We start from the raw sequence: 25,577 nt of genomic DNA, 5'->3' as shown, positions 1-25,577 counted from the left end.
GGCAGAATTATTGTGCCATTTCCAATGCTTTTGTGGTGACATAATATTTGGCCAGCATATTGGGCACCTCCCATTCGGGCAATTTACCTGCTGTCAGGTACTCAATATATCGCTCTGTCACTTCCCTGAAATGGTCCTCATGGCTGGTTCTGAAAGCCTGGGGGATTTCTATGCGCCAGGCATCTTTATCAGCTACCTTAACCACACCCAGGCCCTCGTATTTCTCTGTTAAATTTTCGACCTGCTCTTTGAGGGTTTTTTCAAAATCGGCCAGGTCTACTCCCTCAACCGGTTCTATGTACAATTCAGTAATGTATTTTTCTTCGGCATCCTGACGAATCACCAGATTGGACTTGCTGCCCCGCATGATAGAATAATGGGTATCAGCAGACCCTTCAGGCGCTACATAGTTCCAGATCACAGAGACCTTGGCATGAACATCATTGATGGTGTAATTGATCTCTCCATTGCCGTAAACTTTCAAAATACCATCTTCCACTACCCCTCCCAGGTAATCCGGGTAAGACGGTAAACCCGTGGAGCGGGTAAATTGATCCAGGGTCAGATCAGTGGTCCATCTCCTGGCATTGATCATTTCGATGTCATTTTCGTAATCGATAATCTCTTCCGGGAAACTTTCCCATTGCACCAAATCTACCAGGTGAGTGGTCACATCAACGATTCCATTTCCTTGCTGGCTCACATCATAAAACCAGGCCGGCCTGATCAAAGGACTGCCGGATACCTGTTTGTAAAAATGGTGAACGCTTTCCTTCGTAATGGCGGGATCTTCCAGGCTTCCTTTTTCCAATTCACCAAATACTTCCGGTATCATGGAAAACTCCCTTTGAAGAATGGTAGATATTTCAAACCTTTCTGTCATGATATCGAAAAGAAGCACATTGTTTTCTTTGGCCAACTCAAAGGATTCTTTAAGCATTTCGAATCCGGCAACATCTATGGCCATGGGTTTATCTGCCAATACATGGAGACCAGCAGCAACGGTAGCCTTGATATTGGCGGTTTTTTCTTTGTTATTTCCTGCGGTAACCATCACGTTACCCTTTTTCTCACTAAGCATTTTTTCTAAATAATCATCCCCTGTATACACTTCCATCTCCCAACTGGTTGGATCTTCAGGACGCGTATTATAACGCTCAATTGCCTGCAGGTAGGCCTTTAGTTCAGGACCATCCGGCGCATACACATGAACCTTGGGGTCCACCTGATCATACATGGACTTCTTAACCAGGTGGGCATGAAAATGCCCGGGGTCCAGGGTAAGCAATTTGATTTCGTTCTTTTCTCCGGTAAAGGTTGTTTTCACTTCTTCTTCCTCCATTTTTTCGTTGGAACATGACACAGCTAAAAGTAAAATTGATGCAGCCACAGGTGACCAAAATTTACTATTGATTTTCATAATTTTTGTTTTATAATTTAGATGATAATTGGTTAAATTTTACAAAAAAGATATTTTACACTTAAATATCTGAATTATCCCCTCTACTGTATTCAATTTTTGGGGTTAATGGGACAACAAGGAATTAAATATAAAGAATAAAGCAAAAGAATAAAACATATATTAGCGCAATCGATTGCATTTGCTGGATTATTTCCTTATCATTCATTTTAAATGGCTTCAACGCTGCTATGCCCCATATTCTGCGTCCAGAAAAAATAAATGAGAAAGAAAGAAAAAATCACCATCCATGACATTGCTTTGGAAGTTGGTGTTACCGCCTCCACGGTTTCCAGAGCCTTGAATAACCACCCCAGAATTAGCGCAACAACGAAAAAAATGGTCTTGGATGCTGCAAAGGCCATCAACTACAAACCCAATAGAATTGCCGCTGCCCTTCGCCATGGAAAGAGTAAATTGATAGGTATCATTGTGCCTACCATTAACAGGAATTTCTTCTCCTCCATTGTTCGCGGAATTGAGGAACATGCCAATGCACTGGATTATAAAGTCATGATCAGCCAATCCTATGATGATTACAAAAAAGAGGTAGCAACCATCGAGGCCTTGCTGGATGCCAGAGTGGATGGGATCATGGTCTCTTTGGGAAAAAACACGCATAATTTCGACCATTTTGAATCTGTACTTCAAAAAGGCATCCCCCTGGTTTTTTTTGATCGGACCACGGATAAACTGAATGTAAATCAAGTCATCATCAATGATTATCTATCTGCCTATCAGGCCACAAGCCATTTGATTGAGCAAGGTTACCGGCATATTGCCCATTTTACCAGCCACATGAAAATCAGGATTTATCAGGAAAGATTAAGAGGTTACGAACAAGCACTTTTGGACAATGGTATTAATTTTGATCCTAGATTAGTGGTAGAAAGCAACATGCAATTGGACGGGGGACAAATGAGTACTCATCGACTATTGGATAATAATTTGGGGTTCGATGCCATTTTTTCTGCCAGTGATTATGCCATTGTTGGGGCTTTGCAGGAATTGAAACGAATCAATGTAAAAATCCCTCAAGAAGTTGGTTTGGTAGGATTCAGTAATGAGCCTTTTACTGCTTTCACCGAGCCCACTCTCAGCACGGTGGATCAAAAAGCCATTGATATGGGACAAAGTGCGGCTGCATTGTTTTTCGAAATGGTTAATGCTGACCAGAGAAATAAGCCTAAAGTAAAAAAGGTCCTTGATGCCAATTTGATCGTCAGGGCCTCTTCCAAAAGATTGCAATGATTAAATTTAAACCCTAATTAAATTCTTTAAAATGAAACCTTTAAACAGACAAAACACAGGAAAAACTTCTCCAAGACCCTTGAAAATCGTTCAATTCGGAACTGGTAATTTTTTGAGAGGTTTTGCCGATTGGATGGTACAAGTGCTCAACGATCAGGCTGAATTTAACGGTGATATACAAATGGTGCAGGTGCACAGCAGAAAACCTGCCCGTATAATCAATGAACAGGAAGGTCTTTATCATGTGATCGTCAGGGGGTTTCAAAAAGGTGAAACCGTGGAAGAAAATCAGCTCATCGATTGTGTAAGAGGGGCCATTAACCCATACATCGATTACAAAGGGTTTTTGGAATTGGCCAATTCTCCTGAACTTGCCTTTATCTTTTCCAATACCACGGAAGCAGGAATTTATTTTGAAGAGAAGGACAGGGATTGGACCATTACGCCGGAATCCTTTCCGGGAAAATTAACCGCACTGCTCTTTCAGCGGTTCCGGCACTTTGACGGTGATCCGGACAAGGGGCTGCTTATCCTGCCTTGTGAATTGATAGCGGACAACGGCCAGAAACTTAAAGAAAATGTCCTTAGGTATGTGGATCTCTGGAACCTTCCCGGCACTTTTGAAGACTGGCTGGTCAAATACAATACTTTCTGCAATACGCTTGTAGACAGAATCGTACCCGGATTCCCTATTGACGCCGCTGAAAAAATACAAGAAAATCTGGGGTACAGGGATGATCAAATGGTGATGGCAGAGCCATTTCACTTTTGGGCCATAGAAGGGCCGGATGAGCTGAAAGAGAAATTTCCGGCAGACAAACAAGGGCTTAACGTAAAATTCGTTGCTGATCTCACTCCTTTCAGAACCCGCAAAGTCCGGATTTTGAATGGGGCTCACACCAGCTTGGTACCCGTTGCCTACCTAAAAGGAATCAGGTTGGTAAAAGAGGCCATGGATGATTCCGGTACAAGTGATTTTATCCAGCAAACCATTTTTAAAGAAATCATCCCATCCATGGATTTGCCGGAAGATATCCTGAAACCTTTTGCCGAAGCGGTCCTGGATCGTTTCAGAAATCCATTTATCAAACATAAATTGAGTGATATTGCGCTAAACTCCATTTCCAAATGGAAAGTAAGGGTACTCCCATCGCTACTGGATTTTATCAGAAAAGAAAACCAGTTGCCACAGCATCTTTGCGAAGCCTTTGCGGCCCTGATTGTTTTTTACAGGGGGCATTATAAGGGAGAAAAGATACCTTTAAAGGACAAAGAGGACATACTGCATTATTTCGACCAAATTTGGAAGATCAAATCAAGCGAAGAGGTGGTAGCTGGTGTACTGTCAAAAATTGAATTTTGGGACCAGGACCTCAATCTTATTCCAGGCCTGAGTCAAGCCTTGATCCGGGAAGTGGATTTACTATTGGAAAAAGAATAAAGGCAATAAAAAAAGGCTTTGAGTTTCAAAGCCTTTTTTTATTGCCAGGGTATCAAATATATTGATTAAGAATGTTTTCATACATTTCCTGTTTGCCGCTGCTCATTACGGGCTCCCCGGTTGCAATGGCATGTTCTCTCAAGGCCTCTAAACTTAGTTTACCCGTTTCAAAATCCTTGCCTTTCCCACTATCGAAAGAGCTGTACCTTCTTTTTCTAAGCAGCTGATAATCGGATTTTTCCATAATGTCATTTGCAATGATCAGACTTCTTGCAAAGGCATCCATACTGCCTACATGCGCATGGAACAAGTCCTCCAGATCTGTAGAATTCCTTCGAAGTTTTGCATCAAAATTCACCCCTCCGGTAGTAAATCCCTGACCTTGAAGAAGTACCAGCATGGACTCGGTCAATTCCTGTAAATTGATGGCAAACTGATCGGTGTCCCAACCATTCTGGTAATCCCCTCGATTCGCATCAATGCTGCCAAGCAATCCGGCATCCTGTGCCACCTGCAGTTCGTGTTGGAAAGTGTGTCCTGCCAGAGTGGCGTGATTGACTTCCAGGTTAAGCTTGAAATCCTTGTCCAATCCAAAATGTCTTAAAAAGCCGATTACCGTAGCTGCATCATAGTCATACTGATGCTTCGTGGGCTCCATAGGTTTAGGTTCAATCAGGAAGGTACCTCTGAACCCCTGTTTCCTTCCATAATCCCTGGCCATGCTGAGAAACTGTGCCAAATGCTCGGTTTCCCGTTTCATGTCTGTATTCAATAAAGACATGTATCCTTCTCTACCTCCCCAGAAAACGTAGTTTTCTCCTCCAAGTGCGATGGTCGCGTCAATGGCATTTTTTACCTGGGTGGCCGCACGGCTTACCACATTGAAATCCGGATTGGTAGCAGCCCCATTCATGTACCTGGGATGACTGAACACATTGGCCGTACCCCATAATAATTTGATGCCGGTTTCTTTTTGCTTTTGTTTGGCATAATCCACGATAGCTTGCATGTGCTTTTCATAGGTAGCCAGGTCTTCTCCTTCATCGATCAGATCCACATCATGAAAACAATAGAATGGGGCTCCAATTTTACCTATAAATTCAAAGGCAGCATCCATTTTATCCTTTGCCCGTTGTATTGGATCCGGGTTCTTATCCCATTCCCGAACCAAAGTACCCGGCCCAAAGGGGTCATTTCCGGTGCCACAGAAGCTATGCCAGTAAGCAATGGCAAAGCGAAAGTGATCTTTCATGCTTTTTCCACCGATCATTCGGTTTTCGTCATAAAACCTGAATGCCAGGGGATTTTTCGAATCCCTGCCTTCAAATTTAATTTTGTCGATATTTGGGAAAAATGATTTTGACATGTTGTTCTGTTATTTAGGTATTTAAATTAATTTTTGGTTTCCTTCATTTTACCTGTTGCAGGCTATGCTCCCACCTCCCGTACACCGCCTTGTATGCCTCCTGCTTTTGTTTTTCAGGCTCTAGTACCTGAATTTTTTTAAGTCCCTGGAAAGCCTCTCTTGCTCCGGCATAAATGCCCAGACCTATACCTGCTCCCCTGGCAGCACCCTGAGCTCCATCTGTATCATACAATTCCAGTGCAACATCGTTCATATTGACAAAGGCCTCCCTAAACAAAGGACTTAAAAACATATTGGCCTTACCTGCTTTCACGGTCTTAAGGTTAAGCCCCATCTGCTTCATGATATTAAAACCATAGGTAAGGGCAGAAACGATCCCTTCCTGCCCGGCTCTGAGCACATGCCTTTTGTCGTGTTTGAGTAAATTTAATCCGGACAAATGGGCTCCCACCTGTTTGTTTTCCATGATTCTTTCCGCACCATTGCCAAAAGGTATAAAAGTCAGGCCCTCAGATCCAACCGGAACTTCGGCTGCCCATTGATTCATTTGTTCATAATCCATGATTTGCGGACCCAAGAGCTTCTTAAGCCAACTGTTCAGTATCCCAGTACCATTGACACAAAGTAAGACTCCATACCGGGGATCTGTTTTTGTATGATTAACATGGACAAAAGTATTGACCCTGGATTTGGGATCATATACTGGTTTGGTACTGACCCCATATACCGTACCCGAAGTTCCTGCTGTGGTAGCCAGCTCCCCTTCATCCAAAACATTTAACGAAAAGGCGTTATTCGGTTGATCCCCGGAACGATAAGTCACGGGAATACCTGCCTCCAATCCCAATTCTTTGGCAATTTCAGGCAATATACCTCCCTGATGTCCAAAAGAGGCTACGGCCTCCGGCAAAATGGATGCATCCAGCCCATAGTATTCCAGAAGTTTATCTGCCAATCCGTTTTTCTGGAAATCCCAAAAAACACCTTCGGAAAGCCCCGTTTCAGAGGTAAGAATTTCACCGGTCAGCTTCATTGCGATAAAATCACCGGGAAGCATGATTTTATGGATTTTGTCAAACTGATCCGGTTCGTTTTCTTTCACCCATTTAAGCTTGGATGCGGTAAAGTTACCGGGCGAGTTCAGCAAGTTTTCCAAACAATAGGCACTTCCTAAAGCCTCAAATGCTTTGTTGCCAATTTCTACCGCCCTGCTGTCACACCAGATGATGGCCGGTCTGATGACGGATAATTTTTCATCCACCAGCACCAGGCCATGCATCTGGTAGGAAATTCCGATGGCCTTGACTTCTCCGGCTTTGACACCTCCCTTTTTGATTACCTCCTTTGTAGTGGCTATGATGAATTTCCACCAGGTTTCCGGATCCTGTTCTGCCCAATCCGGTTGAGGAGCCTCTATACGCATTTCTTCTTTGGGCAATCCCTCTGAAGCTACCACCTTCCCGGAATCAGCATCCAGCAAAGTGGTTTTCACAGAAGAACTTCCCACATCATATCCAATCAGTAGTTGTCTCATGCTTCTTTAAATAAATATTTTACCAGAACACAATATAAAGTGCGGCAATGATCCCGGAAATCAGGATAGCTCCTATTTTGAATTTGGTACTGGTAACAAAAAGGTCTTTTGTAATTTCAATTCCTTTGGGATGGTCTTTGCCTTTTCCATCCAACAAACTGATAACAATGATTAATGCGGCAAGGATCAGGAATACTACTCCCATACGATCAATAAATGGAAGGTCTGGTGTCAAAAATTTAAAGGCTGTGGACAAAGGGATGGTCAGAGCCGCCGCAGTAAGGGCTGCATTGGAAGTAGTTTTCTTCCAAAAGAAGCCAAAAATAAATATGGCAAAAACACCCGGAGACACGAATCCCGTATATTCCTGAATATACTGAAATGCCTGATCCAACTCGCTCAAGGCTGGTGCCACTATAGCAGCAATAATAAATGCGATGATAGCTGTCAATCTACCTACCCTTACCTGCTTATTTTCCGATGCATTTTGGTCAAAGAAAGTTTTGTAAATATCCAGGGTAAATATGGTGGAGGTGCTGTTGGCCATGGATGCCAGAGAGGAAACTATTGCAGCAGTTAAAGCGGCAAATGCCAAGCCTTTCAAGCCAGATGGTAGTAACTGAAGCAAGGTAGGATAAGCCCGGTCTGACTTGATGATGCCCGTTTCCGGATCCGTCATGGATGAAATAAAAGAGGTGTCCACCCCTTGATTGACAATCACAAAGGCAGCAATGCCCGGAATCACCACAATCAAAGGCATGACCAGCTTAAGGAAGCCAGCGAAAACCATACCTTTTTGGGCTTCATTTAGGGATTTGGCTGCCAAAGCCCTTTGGGTGATATACTGGTTAAAGCCCCAATAATTCAGGTTGATTACCCACATCCCCCCTATCAACACACTGATACCAGGCAAATCAAGGTAAGCGTCCCTTTGCCCCCCATCACCATCAGGAATCATCATCTCCCCCTTATTGATAATCATGTTGAAATGGGAAGGGGCTTCTTTTAACAAAGAGGTAAAACCCGCAAAAACATCCCCTGAACCTACAATGGACAAGGCCAGGTAGGTAGTGGCAAGACCACCCAGGACAAGGAAGAAAACCTGAACTACATCCGTCCAGGCCACAGCTTTCAACCCTCCATATATAGAATACAACATGGCAAAAAGCGCCAAACCGGCAATGCCATAGGTCAGGGGGACACCCAGGATGGTTTCCAAACTCAAGGCTCCCAAATAAAGTACAGAGGTCAGGTTTACAAATACATAGACCAATAACCAGAATACCGCCATTACCGTCCTCACCCTGCTATCATACCTTTTCAACAAGAATTGGGGCATGGTGCTTATTCCTTCTTTCAGGTAAACTGGCAGGAAAAAAATGGCCACAATGATCAGTGTGGCAGCTGCCATCCATTCATAGGTGGAGATGGCAAGTCCCAACGCAAAACCGGATCCTGACATGCCGATAAACTGCTCGGCGGATATATTCGAGGCAATCAGCGAAGCACCCACCGCCCACCAGGGCAAAGCTTTACTCGCCAGAAAATAATCATTGGAATCCTTGATATGTCCCTTCTTTTCCCTGGAGACCAGGTATCCCATCATGAGGATTAAAATACAGTAACCTACAAAGATGATAAGGTCTAAAGTGGTGAAATTCATGAATGTTTGGATTAATGGGTTCGGTCTTAAGTCAATTCACTTGATTTTACTATTAAAAACAAAGATGCAATATAGTCAAATAAGGTTTTTATAAAATAAAATTAAATAGATTTCATCATTCAGGATTCCGAACCTTGTAGATGAATCCCAGGAGCAAGATAAATCCGGGCTTGTCAGACCTTTGTCTTTCATATTCAATGGGAACTCCTTGTTCCTACACAGATATATTTTATCTTTGAAAAAATCAACCGCAAGCCAGATTAAAAATGAAGGTCAATCCATACCACTACAGGATAATGAATACCGCATACCTTTCAAGTCAAAAGTTATTAATTTTTGGATTACTCTTGCTCTACGGCTGCCAGCCCAGTGAAAAAAAGGAAAACGCTCAACAGGAAAATAAGGTAGTTTCCCGCCCAAAAGTAGATATAGCAGATATTGAAAAGGGTATCAAAGCATATATAGATTCCAAAACGGAAGAAAATGATGGCTTTTTTATCGTAAAAGACGGGGATAAATTGTTACGCTTGAAGCTGGTCCGGGTGCATACCGAGTACCTTTCAAATCTCGGTCCCAAAAGCCATTTTGCCTGCGTCGACCTGGCTGATGTGAATGGCGATGTCTATGATGTGGATTTTTTTATGGAAGGGGAACCCGGAGCCATGGATGTAACAGCAACATCGGTGCACAAACTCAATGGGAAACCATTTTACAGCTGGAAACAAAAAGAAGACAAAACCTGGTACAAATTACCCATAGAAGAAGCTACCAATGAATTGTTAGGGGTAATTGAAGGAGAGGACCAATTTGTTTTTAATTATCAAGCTACCCTTCCCACTTTGGAGAAAGCTGCTGAGATGTGGATTCCAATGGCTTTAAGTGATGCTTTTCAACAAGTGGAATTGGTAAGCATGGACATTCCGGGAAATCACCGGATGATTGAGGACAAGGTCAACCATAACCAAATTCTATACATGAAGCTGGGGCCGGAACACAGTGGTCAAAAGGTAAAATTGGTTTATAAAGTAAACAGGAAGGAAAAGGGTCCTTACACTGCTCAGGAAGAAGTAGCCGACAGGTACCTGGCATCCAATCGCCTGATGCCTGTAGATAGAAGATTCCGCGAAATAGCCATGGAAGCCATCGGAGAAAAAAACAAAGACAGCCAACTCATGAAGGCCAGGGCCATCTACGATTACATCATTGACAATATGCGGTATGCCAAATCAGGAGAATATGGTAAAGGTGATGCAGTTTATGCCTGTGATGCAAAAACCGGTAATTGCACTGAATTCCATTCCTTGTTCATTTCTCTGGCAAGATCAGTGGGCATACCCGCACGGTTTTCGATTGGGGCAGCCATTCCTTCGGATAGAAACGAAGGGGGGATAGACGGGTACCATTGCTGGGCGGAATTCTTTGCAGAAGGAAAGTGGTGGCCGGTAGATATCAGTGAAGGAAATAAATATACCGCTTTGGCCACCTATTACTTTGGACGCCACCCTGCCAATCGCATAGAATTTAGCAGGGGAAGGGATTTAGAGCTAAATCCTGGACCAGCCTCAGGCCCGATAAATTTTCTGGCCTACCCATTATTAGAAATTGATGGAAAATCTGCAGTTGCCCAGACTACATTTACTTTTTCTAGAAGTAATTAGTAATTAAAGGTCGATAGAAACACCGGGAAGATGCTTCTATCGACCTTCTATTAAGATTTATTCGGGATGTTCTCCTCCCCCGTCGGTGGGGTGCTCGTCTTCGCTACCTGCTTCAGGGTGTTCGCCTTCCGGATGTTCTGCAGATTCCTCTGTATCGTCCGTCTTTTTGTTGCCACAAGAACTTACAGTGGCAGAAAAGAAAAACGCCATCAATACCATCAATAATGCCGTGGATTTTACACTCTTTAATAATTTCATAGTTCTCTCGTTACGGTTATAAGTAATTTTAAAGTTAACAATTTTTAAAAATAAACATATTTGTTCCTTCAATCATTTTAAAAACATGCCATTATTTCCCTCTTTCATTATTTGCTCGCTGAACTAATTGTGTGTACATTAAAGTTATAAATGAAATTTTATACAAAAACTTTGCAACAAATATTTTTCACTATAATCTTTAAACATGGACAAAAAAGAATATAAAAAGAAAGTGATGGAACAAGCCATCAAATACCAGGAAGCCATTGTTTCTGATTTTCAGACCCGAATCAGGGAATTGAGGGAGGGGGAGCAACAAGCCCAGGATGACAAATATGAATACGACCAGCAAGGTCAGGAAGATGAAAGTGCCATTGTGATCAACAGGATTGCAGACGAGTTAAATTTTGTAGTAGCCGAACTGGATTTTTTGAAACAAATGAAAACGGCAGAAAACATCTTTGATGAAGTCACTTTGGGTGCAGTGGTCAAAACCGATAAAATGACCTTTTTCCCAAGTGTGAGTATAGAGAACTTTGAAGTAGAAGGAGAAGCACTTTTTGGTATTTCAAGAGAGGCGCCAATCTATAAAGAAATGAAAGGAAAAAAGAAAGGCGATTCGTTTGGGTTAAATGACCGTACCTATAAAATCCTGGATGTCTTTTAACCGATGAAAAGAACAGCACCCCTATTCGGATGGTACCCAAGGCATGTTTCGCATTATAACTTGAGGTACCATCCGAATTTAAACCAAGTGCGTTGCCGGAAAGCATCATCGAAAAAACGATCAGTTCTGTAATCTATGCCGGCCTGGAATTTTTGTTTCCCTTTGGAAAAATGACCTAAAGCAGCTACAACCCTGTTTTCAAGACCACTTTCTCCGGATTGTATACTATATATCGGTTCATCACTGAATACCAGGTAAAATTCTCCCGGATCAAGGCTTTGGCCCTCTATAGGTATTTCATAGGAAATCCGGTATCTTAACCGGAATTCTACCGGATCATTTGGTGCAAAAGTCTGGTCTGTACGGATCCTGTGTCCGATCTTGAAATTTCCTTTTCTTTGCAAAATGGAAACTTGCTGTATGGAGCGGTGGCTGTTTTCACTCCCTGATTCCAACCGGTATTGATAACCACCAGTAATGGCGACAAATGGATTGATGGATGTTCCTAAAAACCCCTGAAAATCCGTTTGGTTGTGGTAATAACCATATTTTGCATCACTGTTTTCAACCTTATCCACCATTCCGTGCTGGCTTTCAATTTTACCAGTTACTTTAAGCTTTTCGGTTGCGTTAAATCCAATTTGAAATTCAGGAAAAAGGCCAAAATTACTCACCCTTCCCTGGGCCATTATTTCAATTGGCAAAACCAATAAAATAATCCAAAATATTTTTCTCATCAAAAAAACAAATTATCTGCTGGTGGAATAATGATTTCTCTTCGGCCAATAAGTTTTCCTTTATCGTCAAACAGGCCTTCCCAAAGGTTTTTCCCTTCTTCCCCTTCGGCGTAATACTCGATCTCATACCTCAGCTGTATATACTCCTGTTCCTCTTCATCCATTAAATCTTCCAGGTCATCCGGGTCTCCTGTATATTGCAATTGGATCTTTTCAATTCTCCATTTGTTGTATTTGCCATCAAAATAAGATCCCAGATTAATCCTGACTTCCTCTTCTAAATCCTCCCAATCTTTTTGGATTTCAATATCCTCAATTTTTCCGGACAGGTCAAACTCCACACTGTAAGCCTCCTTTTTCCAGGAAAACTTGGCCTCATAACTTTCTTTACCGGAAGTTTCTTCCATAAACCATTTTACTTTTTTACGCCCTTCAAAGGAATCATCCAGCCAATCCCTTGCTTCAGCAGGTACCTCTCGGGCTTTTACCCTGTACTCCCTTTCCACCTTCTCCTGAGCCAGGGATTGTAAAGGAATTAAAAAAGAAAAAAAACAAGCAATTCTCAGTAACATGATAATTGAAATTTTATTGACAAGATGCTGGACAAAAGCCTTGCCAAGGGTTTTTAACCTTATAAACTATTGAATCCACAAAAGCAGTAGGTGTTCTCCAACAACCTGATTCCACGACAAAATCAATCACACGTTTCCGTTTTCAACATAGCGGTGGAGTTTCCGAATATTTTCTTGAAATTTCAGCTTTTCCAGATGCTCCTTTGGATTTACGGACAAGCTATAAGGAAGCCCCATACAAAATCCGTGTTGAAATGTGTCCGGTTAATAATTAATATTCATGAGACAAAGGTACCAGGCGGGCAGAAAGATCCGGCGTTTCCATGTCTTTATCAAAGGGAAACATAGGCCGGTTAATCCTTTTGAATTCCAGTCGCTCCAGATCCTGGTCCACACCTCCCGGTGTTAGGGCCATGACCCAATCAGCACGCATATCATAAAGTTCAGGTACCAAATAACCGATTTTCACCACCACTATATCCGTTTCCCGGGGATTTAAGCCCAAATTGGTAAAATCACTTTCCCTGTGATAAGGCTTGCGTTTTTTGGTGACAATCACCTGCACACTGCCAACGGCTACCACCACTTCCGTTTCCGCATTTCTATCCCCATGGGCGATAGCCTTCACCGTACCCGATAATAAAACAGGTGGAGAAAAGCGATCATCCACTGCTGCTCCAACATTGGCAGACACTTGTTCCCCCACACCTGCAGCTACGGCGGCTTCCACCAATTCCGGACCTGGTATGGAAGCATAAATCAAAGAAGGTCCATCGGCTGCTTTAAACTCTGGTCGCGCAAGTATTTCTCTCAAAGTCCAGGTAACATCCCCGGCTCCCCCGGCAGTGGGATTGTCTCCCATATCGCTGATCATGAACGGTTTTTTATCGCTGGCTATGGCCATATCCAAACTTTCTTTCAAAGTTGCAGTTGGTGCAATAAATTCAAATTCATTTCGCTTCTCCCAAAAACTTTGCGCCAACTTTTCAGCTGTCTGCGTTACTTTGGCCTGATCATCTCCCGTGACCATTACCACCGCATGATTTCTCGGTTCATCGGCCCAGGCATACCCTACCCAGATGGCAGCATCCACAACACCCTCCTGCTCGGCTGCAGGATAAACGGCTGCATACAGACTTTTTCCAGGATCCACCCGGGTACTGGTCTTTTCTCCTGGCAATAATATCGGTACAGGAATCCAGGCTTTATAGGCAGGTTTGCCTTTCCCTGATTCAAGTCTTTCCAGCAAATTATCTACAGCCCTTTTTTTAGATTCTAAAGCATCTTCATGAGGTGCCATGCGGTAACAGGTAATCAGGTCCGAATGTGCGGCCAGCCGCCAGGATACATTTCCATGCAAGTCCATGCTGGTTGAAATGATGGTTTCCTTACCAACCACAGCCCTTACTCTTTCGATAAAATCTCCTTCAGGGTCATCTAATCCAACTACACTCATGGCGCCATGGATATCAAAAAACAAGCCATCATATGGCAAATTTTCCTTCAGACGCGCTAATGTTTCTCCCACCAATGATTCATAGGCTTCTCTGGAAACAATCCCACCTGGAATGGCATGCCCTCTTAAAGTTGGAAACCAATTGGCCCTGCTCCTGTTCAAGGAGTCCTCTTGCATAAAGGGATAGTAAGAAAAAACTTCCTCCCCTCTTTTGGCTAGAAAAGCCTCCTCTTCAGTGACTGCAGGAGAAAAAGTACTGGACTCTATGGCTAAACCGGCAATGGCAACACGTGGCAGCTCTTCCGATACCTGCGTCTCATTGCCACCACAACTTATGGCAGTACAAAACAGTAAGCCTACTAAAACCCTGGAATAAAAGTGATTGGTCATATGCATAAATCAATAATCTGGTTTGAAATATCTAAGAATGGGCTAGGGTTCTTTTGGGCAATGTTCAAATTAAGTGAAATTCATGGACAAATACAGGAAAATTCTTTCCTAATTTTACCGGTACTCCTGAATCATTTTACAAAAACGCTCCCAAAATTTTTAGTATCTTTAAACCTTAATCCTTCTAAAGAATGATATCTTCCAGTGAAACCAACCAAGGGATTTTTACTGCCTGGCAGAATCGATTGAACGAGTTTTCCCGGCAGAATAAATTAAAGGGAACGATCCTTTCTGTTTTCAGGGAAAAAAAGGACCCGATCTCCTGGACAGGGGCAACTGGCAATCTTTCCAGGGAGCAGCCTTATTTCATTACCAGCGTAGCCAAACTGCATCTCCTGGCCCTGGTCCTGAAATTAAAAGTAAGGGGTTTGGTAAATTTGGATGATCCCATAACTAAGTACCTTAATGAGGACATCTATCTTGGCTTGAGCATTGTCAAGGGGCAGGATTTCACCCCCAAAATCACAGTAAGGCACCTGCTTTCCCATCTTTCCGGACTTCCAGACTATTTTCAATTTTCTTTTAGTGGGAAAAAAAGCCTGAGGGAAGAGCTCTTTACAGGAAAGGACCAATCCTGGAAACCAAAAGACTTGTTGAACGCCATTAAGGGATTAAGCCCTAATTTCCGGCCAGGGAAAAGAAAATCAATAGCCTATTCAGATACCAATTTTCAACTTCTGGGAAAAATTGCTGAAAAAATCACCAGGCAAAGCCTGGAGGAGGCATTGATAAATTTTCAATTGAAGCCACTGGGGATGAATGAAACTTACGTTTACAATGATGTACATGACCGGACTCCTGCCACCTTTTATCACTATGAAAAAGAATTGGAAATACCCATGGCAATGAGCTCATTTGGTCCTGTTGGGGGTATGGTCAGCACAGCCAGGGACAGTATGATTTTCCTTAAAGCCTTTTTTCACGGACAATTGTTTCCCCTCACAGAATTAGATACCATACAGCAATGGAAACCTATGAATAACCACCTTTCCTACGGCCTGGGCATATGCAGGTCTGAAAAGCCCCGGTATGCCATGCCGCTTAAAGCATATCCTGAGATCATTGGGCATACGGGTATGTCAGGCGCTTTTGCATTATTTGTTCCTGAAAAGAAAGTTTTTTTTACTGGAACAGTAAACCAATCCAAAGACCCTTACCTACCCTACAAACTGGTAAGAAAAATCATAGGAACACTTTGACCTTTAAGGAATTTACACCTTTTCATTTTAACCATTCCGGCTTGGTTGTTTCCACTGCCGCCTGCAGTTGGTTCAATAAATTATACAAACCAAAGTAAGTACGGTTGATGTACAAACCATGCCTGGATCCCCTGGCCTGCTTGGATTTTCTAAACATCTTGTCGTTGGAAATCTTATCACCTAAAGCAAAAATCTGCTGGAAATAACCATCATCTGCAAAATCAAAATGGTCTACATGGAAAGGTTTTCCCAAAAGCGAAATCATTTCCTTAAATGTATTTTTAAAGTAGATTTTTTCCTCCTCGGAGTCTTTATTTGATATAAACTCCAGGCCATAAAATATTTGGTTTAGTTCATCCTCATTGATCAAAAGGTCTTTTTTGATCAATGAAAAATATCCGGTATAGAAATCTTCGGGTATCACCTTCACACAACCAAAATCAATTACGGCAAGTTGATTGCCATCCTGAATGATAAAATTACCAGGATGGGGATCGGCATGTACCTGCTTTAACTCGTGGACCTGATGGTGGTAAAAATCCCATAAAGCCTGCCCGATTCGGTTTTTTGCTTGCTGATCAGGATTGGTGGCCAGCCACTCCCTGAGATGCAATCCTTCCATCCAATCCATGGTAATGATCCTTGGACTGCTGAGTGATTCATAATAGCGGGGAAACTGTAAATCCGCAATATGGGAACAGGCTTCTGAAATTTCTTTGCTTCTCCTGACCTCCAGTTCATAATCTGTCTCCTCCAGCAATTTCTCCTCGACTTCCTCCATGTAATGATCCAATTCCCGCTCATTCATATTCAGCAGGCGAAGTGCAAAGGGTTTTACCAATTTCAAATCGGAGCGAACACTGGAAGCTACTCCTGGATATTGTATTTTGACTGCGTATATTTTGCCGTCTTTCGTTGCCTGGTGAACCTGACCGATAGAAGCAGCATTTACAGCAGAAGGTGTAAAAGTATCGAAAAGTGATTCAGGCCCTTTATTAAAATGCTGCTGGAAGGTTTTTACCACCAATGGAAAAGACAGTGGTGGAGCACTGTACTGGGCCATGGTGAATTTATCCTGGTAGGCCCGGGGTAGCATGTTTTTATCCATGGCCATCATTTGGGCCACCTTTAAAGCACTTCCCTTCAATTCACTTAAGGAATCATAGATATCTGTTGCATTGCTTTTATCCAGGTCATCTCTGGTCAATGAAGGGTTTACTACCTTTTTTGCATAATGCTTCATGTAGTTGCCTCCCACCCTTGCACCGGTACTAATAAATTTGGCCGCCCTTTGCACCTTTGACACAGGGATGCTTTGTTGCTCTTTCAATTTTTGAGTCATTTGTTATCTGGATTGAAATAAAAATTTTGAGAAATCCACAAAACTGTCAAGTGCTGATTTCCCCATAAGGTCAAAAGCAAGGTTAACTGATTTTTCTATGGCAGCATCTGTTTTTTCGAATGCAGGAGAGTCATCTTTCAGCCAAAACCTAAAGACAAACATTACCTGGAGCCATAAGGCCTCATCATATCGATCTGTAATATAAGGCCGCTCAGCAATTTCATCTGTCTCTTTTCCTTCCATGATAATTTCATTAACGAAGGTTTTGAATTCAGACTTGAAACCCTTAAGCTCTGCAGGGAATTTTTTATCCTTCATCAGGTTCTCCCCATAAACGGCAAGCAGATAAGACCTTCTTTTCTTTAATTCTTCGATCCAGGTGAAAAAAAATCCCAGGAGCTTTTCCCTTGCACTGTAACTTTTATATACTTCCTGCCCTTCCAGATCAGTTAGCGTCCGGTCAAAAATCATCTCCCAAACAGCTTTCTTGATGGCTCCGAAATTGGTAAAATGTTCGTAAAAAGCAGCTTCCTGCATTTTCAGATCTTTTGCAAACTTAAATACAGAAACTGGTTCAGAACCTGTTTCCAAAATGTGATTGATGTATCCTTCGATAATTTTATATTTATCTGTCTTTTGACTTTTTGCTTTTTCTGTCATCTCCTCATATTTTTAAACATACAGTCAAGTAACAATATCCGAAGGCAAGTGGTTTGTAAAAATGTGCAATTAATTTGCCCCATAGCTTTTGTCTTTAAGGGAAATTATATCCCCAATGTTCAAATGTTTCAAATTGGGGCATCTAAATGCACTTTGAATACGTTACTAATGAGAAGTTTAAGCAGAATAAAGATGTTGGTAGAATTTAAAAAATTAGTTTTTGTCTTTCTTTTTGGGTTTTCATTTCTTCTATTTTCCTGTAAAGAAGATATTGGCGAATTGCCCCGAAACCAAAATCTGGTGAAGGAAGCCATTTATGAAAGCATGCAGGAATGGTATTATTGGAATGATCGTTTACCCCTCGCCCTGGATGTAAACAATTACCGCAGTAATGATGAGCTGCTTTATGGCCTGATGTACCAAGAATTGGACCGCTGGTCTTATATTACAACCAGAGAAGACTTTAACAAAGCCTTTACCGGCCAAAATGCTGGCCATGGTTTTGGCTTTGCTTTGAGCGAGGACAATAAACTTTATGTATCTTTTGTCTATGAAGATTCTCCAGCCGGCCAGGATGGCTGGCAGAGGGGGTGGGAAATTATCGAAATCAATGGGAAACCTGTTGCTGATTACAGAAGTAGCAATGGGTATAATTTTGATCTGGGTGAAAACCTGCCTGGTGTTTCCAATTCTTTTACTTTCAGGCTTCCGGATGGAACTACTACTACCCGCAGCAATACCAAGGCCGAATACCAGGCCAATTCTGTCTTGTATAAAAATGTCATTGAAACCGGAGGCAAAAAAACTGGCTACTGGGTATATAACAGTTTCAAAGCCACCGCTGGTTTAAGTCCCAACCGAAGTACCGAAGTAGAGGAAACTTTGGATTACTTTGACGCTGCGGGAATAGATGAACTAATTTTAGATTTGAGATACAACGGAGGTGGTTCCGTGGATGTGGCGGAGCAAATCATGAATGGACTGATCCCGGCAGCCGCCAATGGAGAATTGATGTATACCAATGCCTTAAATGCTGACAAGACTAATCTCAATGAAACATACAGGTTTGAAAAAAGAGGCGGTATTGCCTTGGAAAGATTGATCGTCATCACCTCCAGAGGATCTGCCTCTGCCAGTGAATTGATCATCAATTGCCTGAATCCATACATGGATATAGTGCTGGTAGGACAAAGGACCTATGGTAAGCCTGTAGGTTCTTTTCCCCTATCCCAATTTAACCCTGTGCTGGAACAAAATGATGTGGAGTTGGTCCCTATAACCTTTGCAATTGCGAATGCTGCTGGTAATGCAGCCTATTACGATGGCTTTCCTGTGGACATTCCCGCGGCAGACGATCCTTCTTCCAATTGGGGGGATATTAGGGAATTCAGACTTGCGAGTGCACTCACTTACGTACAATATGGGGCAGCTTCAACGGCCCGACAAAAAATCCCCGAAGACCAATGGCAAATGATTGATAATTTCCATGGCCTTGAAAAGGAATTCCCTGTTTATTAAATGTCATTTTGTGCAAGGCAAAATTACAATGATTCAATCAGTATGGTTCGGTGGTAGCCTAAGCCCGGTTAATATGTGGCTCGGTAAATAGGGTCAGGTAAATTACACCCTCCTCCCCAACCGGAGCTTTTGGGAATCGGTAAGGGTTTAAACTAAACCTGGAAAAAATAAAAGGCGATGGAAAATTTCCATCGCCTTTTGCATTGTAACTGGGTCAAGCTCTCAATAACCAGGGTTTTGCGGACCAAGGTTGGGATTGACATCCAACTCTATTCTGGGAAGTGGCATCAGGTAATCCCTTGCAGGGTCAAAATTAGGATGAGGTTCCAGGCTTTCCGGGCCAGTGAACACCTGTTCTCCCAATTGCCTCCTTTTAATGTCATACCATCTTTTATATTCAAAAGATAATTCTAACCTGCGCTCGTTCAATACCAACTCGATAAAGCTGTCTTTATTCAAGCCTGCTGGTACATCTTCGGGAAAAGCATTTTGTGTTCCTCCGGCATTTCTGGCGCGCTCCCGGATGGCATTGACATATTCAATGGCCTCTGCTGTAGGCCCACTATTCACCTCAGCTGCCGCTTCTGCAGCGATCAGTAAAACCTCTGCATAGCGCATGGCAGCATAATTATGATCCGAGTACCTTCCATCAGAATTGCTATTACCGGGATACATTCTGTATTTGGCGATATGAGGCCGTTGCGTATTGGCATATTCGGTATAAGGTTCCATTACCCCATTGATCAAAGCCTCGGGTTGGAAGCTAACTTCCTTGCGGTAATCGCGGTCATCCCAGGTATTGTACACTGCCATGGATGGAACGCAAACGCTCCATCCCAGCTGATCTGCTCCCCGGATGCCGGTCATCGGTGGCATGATATCGTCATTGGCACCTCCTCCGCCGTTTTGTTGTCCCAGGAAGTCCAGTGTAAAAATTGGTTCATTCAAATTATCTGCCATCTCCGCCCGGAAGAGGTTTTGATAATCTCCTTCCAAAGCATAACCAAATCTTTCTTTATTGTCAATTACCCATTTGGCTTCTTCATAGGCCTTGGGATAATCCGCAAGGGTAAGGTGTACGGAAGCCAGATAAGATGCAGCCGTGCCTTTTGTAGGTCGGGACCTTACATTATTGGGCTGATTGTCAGGAAGCCATTGTTTGGCATATTCCAGGTCAGCCAATATTCCCTGATAAACTTCTGAGGAACTGGTTTTGGAAATATCCTTAACTGCTTCCGGATCATTGATAAAATAATCGATGTAGGGAATGTCTCCAAATCCACGGACCAGATGGTAATAGCTAAAGGCACGAACAAACCTGGCTTCTGCAACCAACCTGTTGTTGACCTCTTCCTGCAATTCAAGGCTTTCGGCACCGGAAATGGCGGCATTGGCCGCACTGATCACCTGGTACCAATAAGGCCAAAAAGAGCGGACCATTCCATTATTATCATCCATATTGAAATCATTCACCTGCTGCCGCTCGGCAGGAGTACCCCGGTCTCCAATATCTACCATATCGCCCCGAAGCATCAGCGCAGTTACAAATTGTCTTCCATACAATCTTTCGGAAGCAATCCATCCATAAGCTCCAAATATGGCCGTTTCCACATCACTTGCTGAATTAAACAAGCTTTCCGGGGCCAACAAGCCTACCGGTTTTTCTTCCAGATCAGTACATCCGGCAAACCAGCAAGTCATGGCCAAAACCAAAGATTTATATATTTTCGTTTTCATGGTTATTTCTTTTTTGGTGGCTAGATTAAAATCCTACATTTAATCCCACTGTATAACTTTTTGCATTGGGATAACTTCCGTAATCCAATCCCAGGTTCCTGTTGCCATCGGTAGCTCCACCGGATCGGTAATTCACCTCAGGATCATACCCTTCATACTGGGTAAAGGTCAGAACGTTCTGGGCACTCACATATACCCTCAACCTGGATAAACTCAACCTGTCAACAATCGATTTAGGGAAATTGTAGCCCAGGGACAGGTTTTTCAGCCTGGTAAAAGAACCGTCATAGATCCAACGGGTAGAAACCCTTCTGGTCCTTCCATTAAAGGCCCTTGGGATATCCGTTTGCGTGTTTGTGGGCGTCCATCTGTTCAGCGCTGCGGTAGTGGCATTGTTTATCCCTGACATTAAGTCCAACTCCATTAGGGTGTAACTCAGGATATCATTGCCAAAGGAACCCTGAAAGAATACATTCAGGTCAAAATTCCGGTACCTGAAATCATGGTTCCAACCCCAGAAGAAATCGGGATGGGGATTACCAATGATCTCCCTATCGTCGCTGTTCAACGTACCGTCGTTGTTCAGGTCTCTGAATTTTTCTCCTCCGGGAGTTTGTTCAAAGCCTCCACCTGGAAGGAAACCTTCTCCCTCCTGATAAACACCGTCGTAAACCCAACCAAAGAAACTACCAACAGGATAACCCTCTTTAAGCAGTTGTGTGGTGCCAAGGCCTACCATATGGCCCGGACCGGAACCATATTGTATATCATTTCCATCGGGCAGCGATAAAACGGTGTTCCGGTTTCTGGAGAAGTTGATATCCATGTCCCATTGAAAGGCTCCAACCAGGTTTCTTGAACCCAGGGTTAATTCCACTCCTTTGTTTTCCACCTCACCGATATTCCTCAATTGATTGGTGTAACCGGAATATTGTGGCAACTGAACAGCAAATAAAAGGTCAGAGGTGACCATGCGGTAGTATTCAGCTGATAAGGTAACCCGATCGTCCCAGAAGCCAATATCCGCTCCAATATTAAACTGGGCGGTGGTTTCCCAGGTGAGGTTGTCGTTCGCTACCGTGGTTGGGCGGACGGCATTCACGGGCACACCATCGATCACCGTAAACACCGGTGAAAACCTGGCCAATGTCTGGTAGGGAGAAATCGCCTGATTTCCTGTAATTCCGTAGCTGGCTCTCCACTTCCAGAAACTGATCAGATCCGAGGTCTCCAGAAATGGCTCATTTTTCATGTTCCAGGCAATGGCTCCTGAAGGAAAAAAGGCCCACTTGTTATTTCTTGAAAAGGTAGAAGAACCATCATAACGGGCGTTAAAAGTAAGGAGGTACTTGTCTCCCAAAGAATAATTCAAACGACCATAAAATGATGAAATCCTCCAGTCCGTAAGACCGGAATTGGGGGTTTGCCAAACCGCAGCAGAGCCCAGATTCCAGAAGGAAAAGGCATCGGTGATGAATGAAGTACCCCTTGCTCCCCAATTTTCATTTTCAGATGATTGGTAGGAATACCCTCCCATGGCGGTGAATGTATGGTCACCGGCAAAGTTTTTTGTATAGGTCAGGTAATTTTCATTTAAGAACAAGGTGTTTCGAGAGGCATTAATGCGTGCATCTCCTCCTACATTTCTTCCTTCCGTCACGGTAGTTGGGGAATACAAACCAGTGCGACTGGCATTGGCAGTTGCTCCTAAGGTAGTCCTGAATTTCAAGTTCTCCAACAGGTCATATTCTGCAAAGAAATTGCCCTGAAACCTATCGTTTACATTTTCATTGACCAATTGTGTAGCCACAGCATACGGATTGTCATGGGGATCATTCAGGCGGGCAACCGTGAAGGTTCCATCCTCCCTGTAAATGGGTTGATCAGGTTCAAACTTAAATGCTGAGGCAACTACGCCCGGGGTGAGTCCGCCGGAACCTTCCTGGGTTCTTACCCCGTCACTACTGCTTCTCCGGGCAAAAAGGTTCAATCCTATTTTTAGCTTTTCCGTAGCCTGAATATCCAGGTTACTGGTAATGCTGAACCGATTGAAATCCGAATTGATGATTACCCCTTTTTGATCAAAATAGGCTCCTGATACATAATAATTGACATTATCTGTTCCTCCACTGATTGAGAGCTGGTAATTCTGAATGCCGCCTGTCCGAAATATCTGATCCTGCCAATCGGTATCTCCTCCAGCTGGCTCAATGTTGGGTCTGGCATCGGATATATAGTCATTGAATTGCTCCGCATTCAATAAGTCCAACCGGTTGATTTCGTTTTGCATGGAGTAAGAAGTATTGAATTCAATTCTGGCGGCCCCTTTCTTGCCTCTCTTGGTGGTGACCATAATGACTCCATTGGCTCCTCTGGATCCATAAATGGCCGTGGCCGAAGCATCCTTCAACACTTCAATGGATGCGATATCTTCCGGAGGAGGCATGGCAGCACCAATAAATCCATCCACCACAAAAATCGGGTCACTGCTGGCATTGATAGAAGTACCCCCCCTGATACGAACTTTAAGACTTGCACCGGGCGCTCCGTTGTTGGCCTGAATCTGTACCCCCGCGGCCCGGCCTTGTAAGGCCTGCACCGCATCGATGGCGGGATAAGCTGTCAATTGTTCTGCCTTAACGGAGGATACCGCACCAGTCAGATCACTTCGCTTTTGAGTACCGTAACCGATGACCAAAACTTCCTCCAGAGAAGACTCATCCATACTCATGGTGATATTGATTGTTGTCTGGTTGCCTACTGTTACCCTTTGGGTATCGTAACCTATGTATGAAAAGACCAATACGGCATCATCAGGAACAGTCAGGGAATAACTGCCGTCCAGATCCGTAACAGTACCCGTAGAAGTTCCCTGTACCGACACAGTGGCACCCGGAAGGGGTTGACCCTGCTCATCTTGTACAAGTCCACTCACCGTTATTTCCACCAAGGTTTCCACCTTAGCGGATAACTTGTTAATTTTTCTAACATCAATCTGATCATTGACCTGGCGGAAACCCAGTGAAGTTTGCTGGGCTACTTCCTGAAGCATGGTCTCCACACTTGCACCGCTGTTGGTCAAAACCACTTTCATTTCCCTGTCCAGATCCTTTTTGTCATAGGAAAAGGTGAAGGGTGTCCTGGATTCAACCTGCCTGAAAAACTGGCCCAAAGACATCTCCTTTTGATTCAAATTGACCCAAACCTTATCAATGGTCTCCAATTGGGCATTGACACTTCCTGCTAGAACCAGGTTTAATACCAGTAGTTGCAGGGAAAATCCATAAAGGAAATAGCGTGACAACATATAAATTGTCTTTTGTAATTTAAATTTCATAATTTTAAAAGGTTTATTGAAACATTCATTAAGCCTGGTTCGGTGATGGTGCATTCCCCAATGACTTTCCATCCCGGACCATTTTAGGGGTTCTTTACCCATTTTCTCATTGGAAGTCTGTCATATATTTAAAATTTTAGGTTTACGTTTTTGCCGCTGATGTAATATTCGAAATTTTCTATGTAAGCCATTCGATCCAACACCAAATCGAGATTTTGGTTGTTGTATTTTCCGCTGAGTTGCCAGGTATTGGATGGATGGCCTGTAACTGAAATGCTGACCCCATACCAGCGTTCCAATTGACGAATTACCTCTTCAAATCCAGCATCGGAAAATTGAAGCAGCCCTTCCCTCCATCCTGTAATTTCAGCGGTAGAAAAGGGTTTTACCTCAAAACGCTTATCTGAATCAAGGTACCTAAGCTGCTGGCCTGCTTGTAAAATCAAGCCATGTTCCAAGCTATCGTGGTTTATCCTTACCTTTCCACTGACCAAGGAAACTGCCAATTGATCCATATCAATGTATTTGATATTGAAAGAAGTGCCTACTGCCTCGGTGATCAGGTTACCGGACACTACCCTAAATGTGCTGCTGGAATCCTGCTGAACGTCAAAAAATCCCTCTCCAGTCAGGATAACCCTTCTCTCCAATGAATCGAATCTTTCCGGGAAAATCAATTCACTTCCTGAATTCAACCAAACTGTTGAGCCATCGGGAAGTTTGAAATTCAATTTTTCCCCAAATTGCGTAGTTTTTACTATCATGGCCACTTTTGGTACCTCGGCAGGTTCCAATGGTGCCGGATCAATGGCCATCCTGCTCAATAAAAAAATGGATACCAGTACAAAAACCAGAATGGCAGCTACCTTGGTCCACTGACCCATAATGAGCCAAAAAAACGGGTCTCTTTGCGAGGTGTTTTTTTCTGATGAAGGTCTTGTCCCCGGTGTTTCTGTTGCCAAAATTTTTTGCAATACCTCGTATTTATTATTTTTTGGCAAGACACCTTGTTTCGACTTCAAACCATCAATTATTTCTCTGGCCTCTTTTACACTCTTTATTTTATCAGGATGTGCTAGCAGCCAATTTTTCCAGTACGTATCCAACTCCGCATCAGGGGACTTGACCCAACGGACAAATTCCGGATCGGTTAATAATAGAAAGGTGGTATCCTTTGCCGTTTTCATATTTCAGCTGCTTACCTATGGGTATAAGGCAAAGGGAAGGAAAATGACATCATTATTTTTGAAAAAAAAATCAGAAAATTTCACT

The 25,577-nt window shown here is 43.1% G+C and carries 19 protein-coding genes; 6 read left to right on the top strand and 13 right to left on the bottom strand.

Annotated elements, in window-relative coordinates; all coding sequences use genetic code 11:
- Positions 1-7: 7 nt before the first annotated feature.
- Complete coding sequence (locus HUJ21_RS15110; RefSeq protein ID WP_291371197.1) at positions 8-1,420, bottom strand: putative oxidoreductase C-terminal domain-containing protein; 1,413 nt, start codon at positions 1,418-1,420, stop codon at positions 8-10.
- Positions 1,421-1,681: 261 nt separating this feature from the next.
- Between HUJ21_RS15110 and HUJ21_RS15105 the strand changes: the two genes are divergently transcribed.
- Entirely contained in the window at positions 1,682-2,710 is a 1,029-nt protein-coding gene (locus tag HUJ21_RS15105) for a LacI family DNA-binding transcriptional regulator (protein WP_291371195.1), read from the top strand.
- A 31-nt stretch (positions 2,711-2,741) separates the two neighbouring features.
- A complete protein-coding gene (locus tag HUJ21_RS15100; RefSeq protein ID WP_291371193.1) occupies positions 2,742-4,151 on the top strand; it encodes a tagaturonate reductase in 1,410 nt (469 codons plus the stop codon).
- A gap of 52 nt (positions 4,152-4,203) precedes the next feature.
- Here the strand turns inward: HUJ21_RS15100 and xylA are convergent, their stop codons facing one another.
- The 3 genes from xylA to HUJ21_RS15085 are packed head-to-tail and all read right to left on the bottom strand — an operon-like array spanning position 4,204 to position 8,714.
- Positions 4,204-5,517, bottom strand: coding sequence for a xylose isomerase (gene xylA / locus HUJ21_RS15095; protein ID WP_291371191.1), 1,314 nt, complete (start codon positions 5,515-5,517; stop codon positions 4,204-4,206).
- A gap of 43 nt (positions 5,518-5,560) precedes the next feature.
- Positions 5,561-7,051 (bottom strand): FGGY family carbohydrate kinase, encoded by a 1,491-nt coding sequence (locus tag HUJ21_RS15090; RefSeq protein WP_291371189.1) that lies wholly within the window; start codon positions 7,049-7,051, stop codon positions 5,561-5,563.
- A gap of 19 nt (positions 7,052-7,070) precedes the next feature.
- Positions 7,071-8,714: a sodium/sugar symporter gene (locus HUJ21_RS15085; protein WP_291371187.1), complete on the bottom strand. Its 1,644-nt coding sequence runs from the start codon at positions 8,712-8,714 to the stop codon at positions 7,071-7,073.
- A 266-nt stretch (positions 8,715-8,980) separates the two neighbouring features.
- Between HUJ21_RS15085 and HUJ21_RS15080 the strand changes: the two genes are divergently transcribed.
- Positions 8,981-10,372 (top strand): transglutaminase-like domain-containing protein, encoded by a 1,392-nt coding sequence (locus HUJ21_RS15080; protein ID WP_291371185.1) that lies wholly within the window; start codon positions 8,981-8,983, stop codon positions 10,370-10,372.
- Between the two features lie 57 nt (positions 10,373-10,429).
- Here HUJ21_RS15080 and HUJ21_RS15075 read toward each other — a convergent pair whose 3' ends face one another.
- A complete protein-coding gene (locus HUJ21_RS15075; RefSeq protein ID WP_291371183.1) occupies positions 10,430-10,630 on the bottom strand; it encodes a hypothetical protein in 201 nt (66 codons plus the stop codon).
- Between the two features lie 205 nt (positions 10,631-10,835).
- Between HUJ21_RS15075 and HUJ21_RS15070 the strand changes: the two genes are divergently transcribed.
- Positions 10,836-11,297 (top strand): hypothetical protein, encoded by a 462-nt coding sequence (locus HUJ21_RS15070; protein WP_291371181.1) that lies wholly within the window; start codon positions 10,836-10,838, stop codon positions 11,295-11,297.
- A 53-nt stretch (positions 11,298-11,350) separates the two neighbouring features.
- Here HUJ21_RS15070 and HUJ21_RS15065 read toward each other — a convergent pair whose 3' ends face one another.
- The 3 genes from HUJ21_RS15065 to HUJ21_RS15055 all read right to left on the bottom strand — a co-directional run bounded on the left by HUJ21_RS15065 (position 11,351) and on the right by HUJ21_RS15055 (position 14,458).
- On the bottom strand, positions 11,351-12,034 hold the full coding sequence (locus HUJ21_RS15065; RefSeq protein WP_291371179.1) for a DUF2490 domain-containing protein: 684 nt from the start codon (positions 12,032-12,034) through the stop codon (positions 11,351-11,353).
- Positions 12,034-12,606 carry a hypothetical protein gene (locus HUJ21_RS15060; protein ID WP_291371177.1) on the bottom strand — a complete coding sequence of 191 codons (573 nt, stop codon included), beginning with the start codon at positions 12,604-12,606 and terminating at the stop codon, positions 12,034-12,036. Before HUJ21_RS15060 ends, HUJ21_RS15065 begins: the two co-directional genes overlap by 1 nt.
- Positions 12,607-12,877: 271 nt before the next feature.
- Positions 12,878-14,458 carry a M81 family metallopeptidase gene (locus HUJ21_RS15055; RefSeq protein ID WP_291371175.1) on the bottom strand — a complete coding sequence of 527 codons (1,581 nt, stop codon included), beginning with the start codon at positions 14,456-14,458 and terminating at the stop codon, positions 12,878-12,880.
- 185 nt (positions 14,459-14,643) lie between these two features.
- Here HUJ21_RS15055 and HUJ21_RS15050 point away from each other — a divergent pair, with 185 nt between their 5' ends.
- A complete protein-coding gene (locus HUJ21_RS15050) occupies positions 14,644-15,711 on the top strand; it encodes a serine hydrolase domain-containing protein (protein WP_291371174.1) in 1,068 nt (355 codons plus the stop codon).
- A 22-nt stretch (positions 15,712-15,733) separates the two neighbouring features.
- Here the strand turns inward: HUJ21_RS15050 and HUJ21_RS15045 are convergent, their stop codons facing one another.
- Both HUJ21_RS15045 and HUJ21_RS15040 read right to left on the bottom strand, forming a co-directional pair.
- A complete protein-coding gene (locus HUJ21_RS15045; protein ID WP_291371172.1) occupies positions 15,734-17,053 on the bottom strand; it encodes an AarF/UbiB family protein in 1,320 nt (439 codons plus the stop codon).
- A 3-nt stretch (positions 17,054-17,056) separates the two neighbouring features.
- Positions 17,057-17,713 carry a TetR family transcriptional regulator C-terminal domain-containing protein gene (locus tag HUJ21_RS15040; protein ID WP_291371170.1) on the bottom strand — a complete coding sequence of 219 codons (657 nt, stop codon included), beginning with the start codon at positions 17,711-17,713 and terminating at the stop codon, positions 17,057-17,059.
- Between the two features lie 192 nt (positions 17,714-17,905).
- On the opposite strand from HUJ21_RS15040, the gene HUJ21_RS15035 reads away from it, so the two are divergent.
- Entirely contained in the window at positions 17,906-19,231 is a 1,326-nt protein-coding gene (locus tag HUJ21_RS15035; protein WP_291371168.1) for a S41 family peptidase, read from the top strand.
- 222 nt (positions 19,232-19,453) lie between these two features.
- Here HUJ21_RS15035 and HUJ21_RS15030 read toward each other — a convergent pair whose 3' ends face one another.
- The 3 genes from HUJ21_RS15030 to HUJ21_RS15020 all read right to left on the bottom strand — a co-directional run bounded on the left by HUJ21_RS15030 (position 19,454) and on the right by HUJ21_RS15020 (position 25,492).
- Entirely contained in the window at positions 19,454-20,968 is a 1,515-nt protein-coding gene (locus HUJ21_RS15030) for a RagB/SusD family nutrient uptake outer membrane protein (RefSeq protein ID WP_291371166.1), read from the bottom strand.
- A gap of 25 nt (positions 20,969-20,993) precedes the next feature.
- Positions 20,994-24,305 carry a TonB-dependent receptor gene (locus tag HUJ21_RS15025; RefSeq protein ID WP_291371164.1) on the bottom strand — a complete coding sequence of 1,104 codons (3,312 nt, stop codon included), beginning with the start codon at positions 24,303-24,305 and terminating at the stop codon, positions 20,994-20,996.
- A 128-nt stretch (positions 24,306-24,433) separates the two neighbouring features.
- Positions 24,434-25,492, bottom strand: coding sequence for a FecR family protein (locus HUJ21_RS15020; protein ID WP_291371162.1), 1,059 nt, complete (start codon positions 25,490-25,492; stop codon positions 24,434-24,436).
- Positions 25,493-25,577: the final 85 nt, after the last annotated feature.

It is taken from the genome of Cyclobacterium sp. (genome assembly GCF_014762705.1).
GTDB lineage: Bacteria > Bacteroidota > Bacteroidia > Cytophagales > Cyclobacteriaceae > Cyclobacterium.
Note: the sequence above shows the minus strand (reverse complement) of the source record. Positions and strands in the feature narration are given on the sequence as shown.

What these genes read in the sequence shown, in the direction of transcription:
- HUJ21_RS15110 (WP_291371197.1), bottom strand. Translation starts at nt 1,420, where the DNA reads ATGAAAATCAATAGTAAATTTTGGTCACCTGTGGCTGCATCAATTTTA.
- HUJ21_RS15105 (WP_291371195.1), top strand. Translation starts at nt 1,682, where the DNA reads ATGAGAAAGAAAGAAAAAATCACCATCCATGACATTGCTTTGGAAGTT.
- HUJ21_RS15100 (WP_291371193.1), top strand. Translation starts at nt 2,742, where the DNA reads ATGAAACCTTTAAACAGACAAAACACAGGAAAAACTTCTCCAAGACCC.
- xylA (WP_291371191.1), bottom strand. Translation starts at nt 5,517, where the DNA reads ATGTCAAAATCATTTTTCCCAAATATCGACAAAATTAAATTTGAAGGC.
- HUJ21_RS15090 (WP_291371189.1), bottom strand. Translation starts at nt 7,051, where the DNA reads ATGAGACAACTACTGATTGGATATGATGTGGGAAGTTCTTCTGTGAAA.
- HUJ21_RS15085 (WP_291371187.1), bottom strand. Translation starts at nt 8,714, where the DNA reads ATGAATTTCACCACTTTAGACCTTATCATCTTTGTAGGTTACTGTATT.
- HUJ21_RS15080 (WP_291371185.1), top strand. Translation starts at nt 8,981, where the DNA reads ATGAAGGTCAATCCATACCACTACAGGATAATGAATACCGCATACCTT.
- HUJ21_RS15075 (WP_291371183.1), bottom strand. Translation starts at nt 10,630, where the DNA reads ATGAAATTATTAAAGAGTGTAAAATCCACGGCATTATTGATGGTATTG.
- HUJ21_RS15070 (WP_291371181.1), top strand. Translation starts at nt 10,836, where the DNA reads ATGGACAAAAAAGAATATAAAAAGAAAGTGATGGAACAAGCCATCAAA.
- HUJ21_RS15065 (WP_291371179.1), bottom strand. Translation starts at nt 12,034, where the DNA reads ATGAGAAAAATATTTTGGATTATTTTATTGGTTTTGCCAATTGAAATA.
- HUJ21_RS15060 (WP_291371177.1), bottom strand. Translation starts at nt 12,606, where the DNA reads ATGTTACTGAGAATTGCTTGTTTTTTTTCTTTTTTAATTCCTTTACAA.
- HUJ21_RS15055 (WP_291371175.1), bottom strand. Translation starts at nt 14,458, where the DNA reads ATGCATATGACCAATCACTTTTATTCCAGGGTTTTAGTAGGCTTACTG.
- HUJ21_RS15050 (WP_291371174.1), top strand. Translation starts at nt 14,644, where the DNA reads ATGATATCTTCCAGTGAAACCAACCAAGGGATTTTTACTGCCTGGCAG.
- HUJ21_RS15045 (WP_291371172.1), bottom strand. Translation starts at nt 17,053, where the DNA reads ATGACTCAAAAATTGAAAGAGCAACAAAGCATCCCTGTGTCAAAGGTG.
- HUJ21_RS15040 (WP_291371170.1), bottom strand. Translation starts at nt 17,713, where the DNA reads ATGACAGAAAAAGCAAAAAGTCAAAAGACAGATAAATATAAAATTATC.
- HUJ21_RS15035 (WP_291371168.1), top strand. Translation starts at nt 17,906, where the DNA reads ATGTTGGTAGAATTTAAAAAATTAGTTTTTGTCTTTCTTTTTGGGTTT.
- HUJ21_RS15030 (WP_291371166.1), bottom strand. Translation starts at nt 20,968, where the DNA reads ATGAAAACGAAAATATATAAATCTTTGGTTTTGGCCATGACTTGCTGG.
- HUJ21_RS15025 (WP_291371164.1), bottom strand. Translation starts at nt 24,305, where the DNA reads ATGAAATTTAAATTACAAAAGACAATTTATATGTTGTCACGCTATTTC.
- HUJ21_RS15020 (WP_291371162.1), bottom strand. Translation starts at nt 25,492, where the DNA reads ATGAAAACGGCAAAGGATACCACCTTTCTATTATTAACCGATCCGGAA.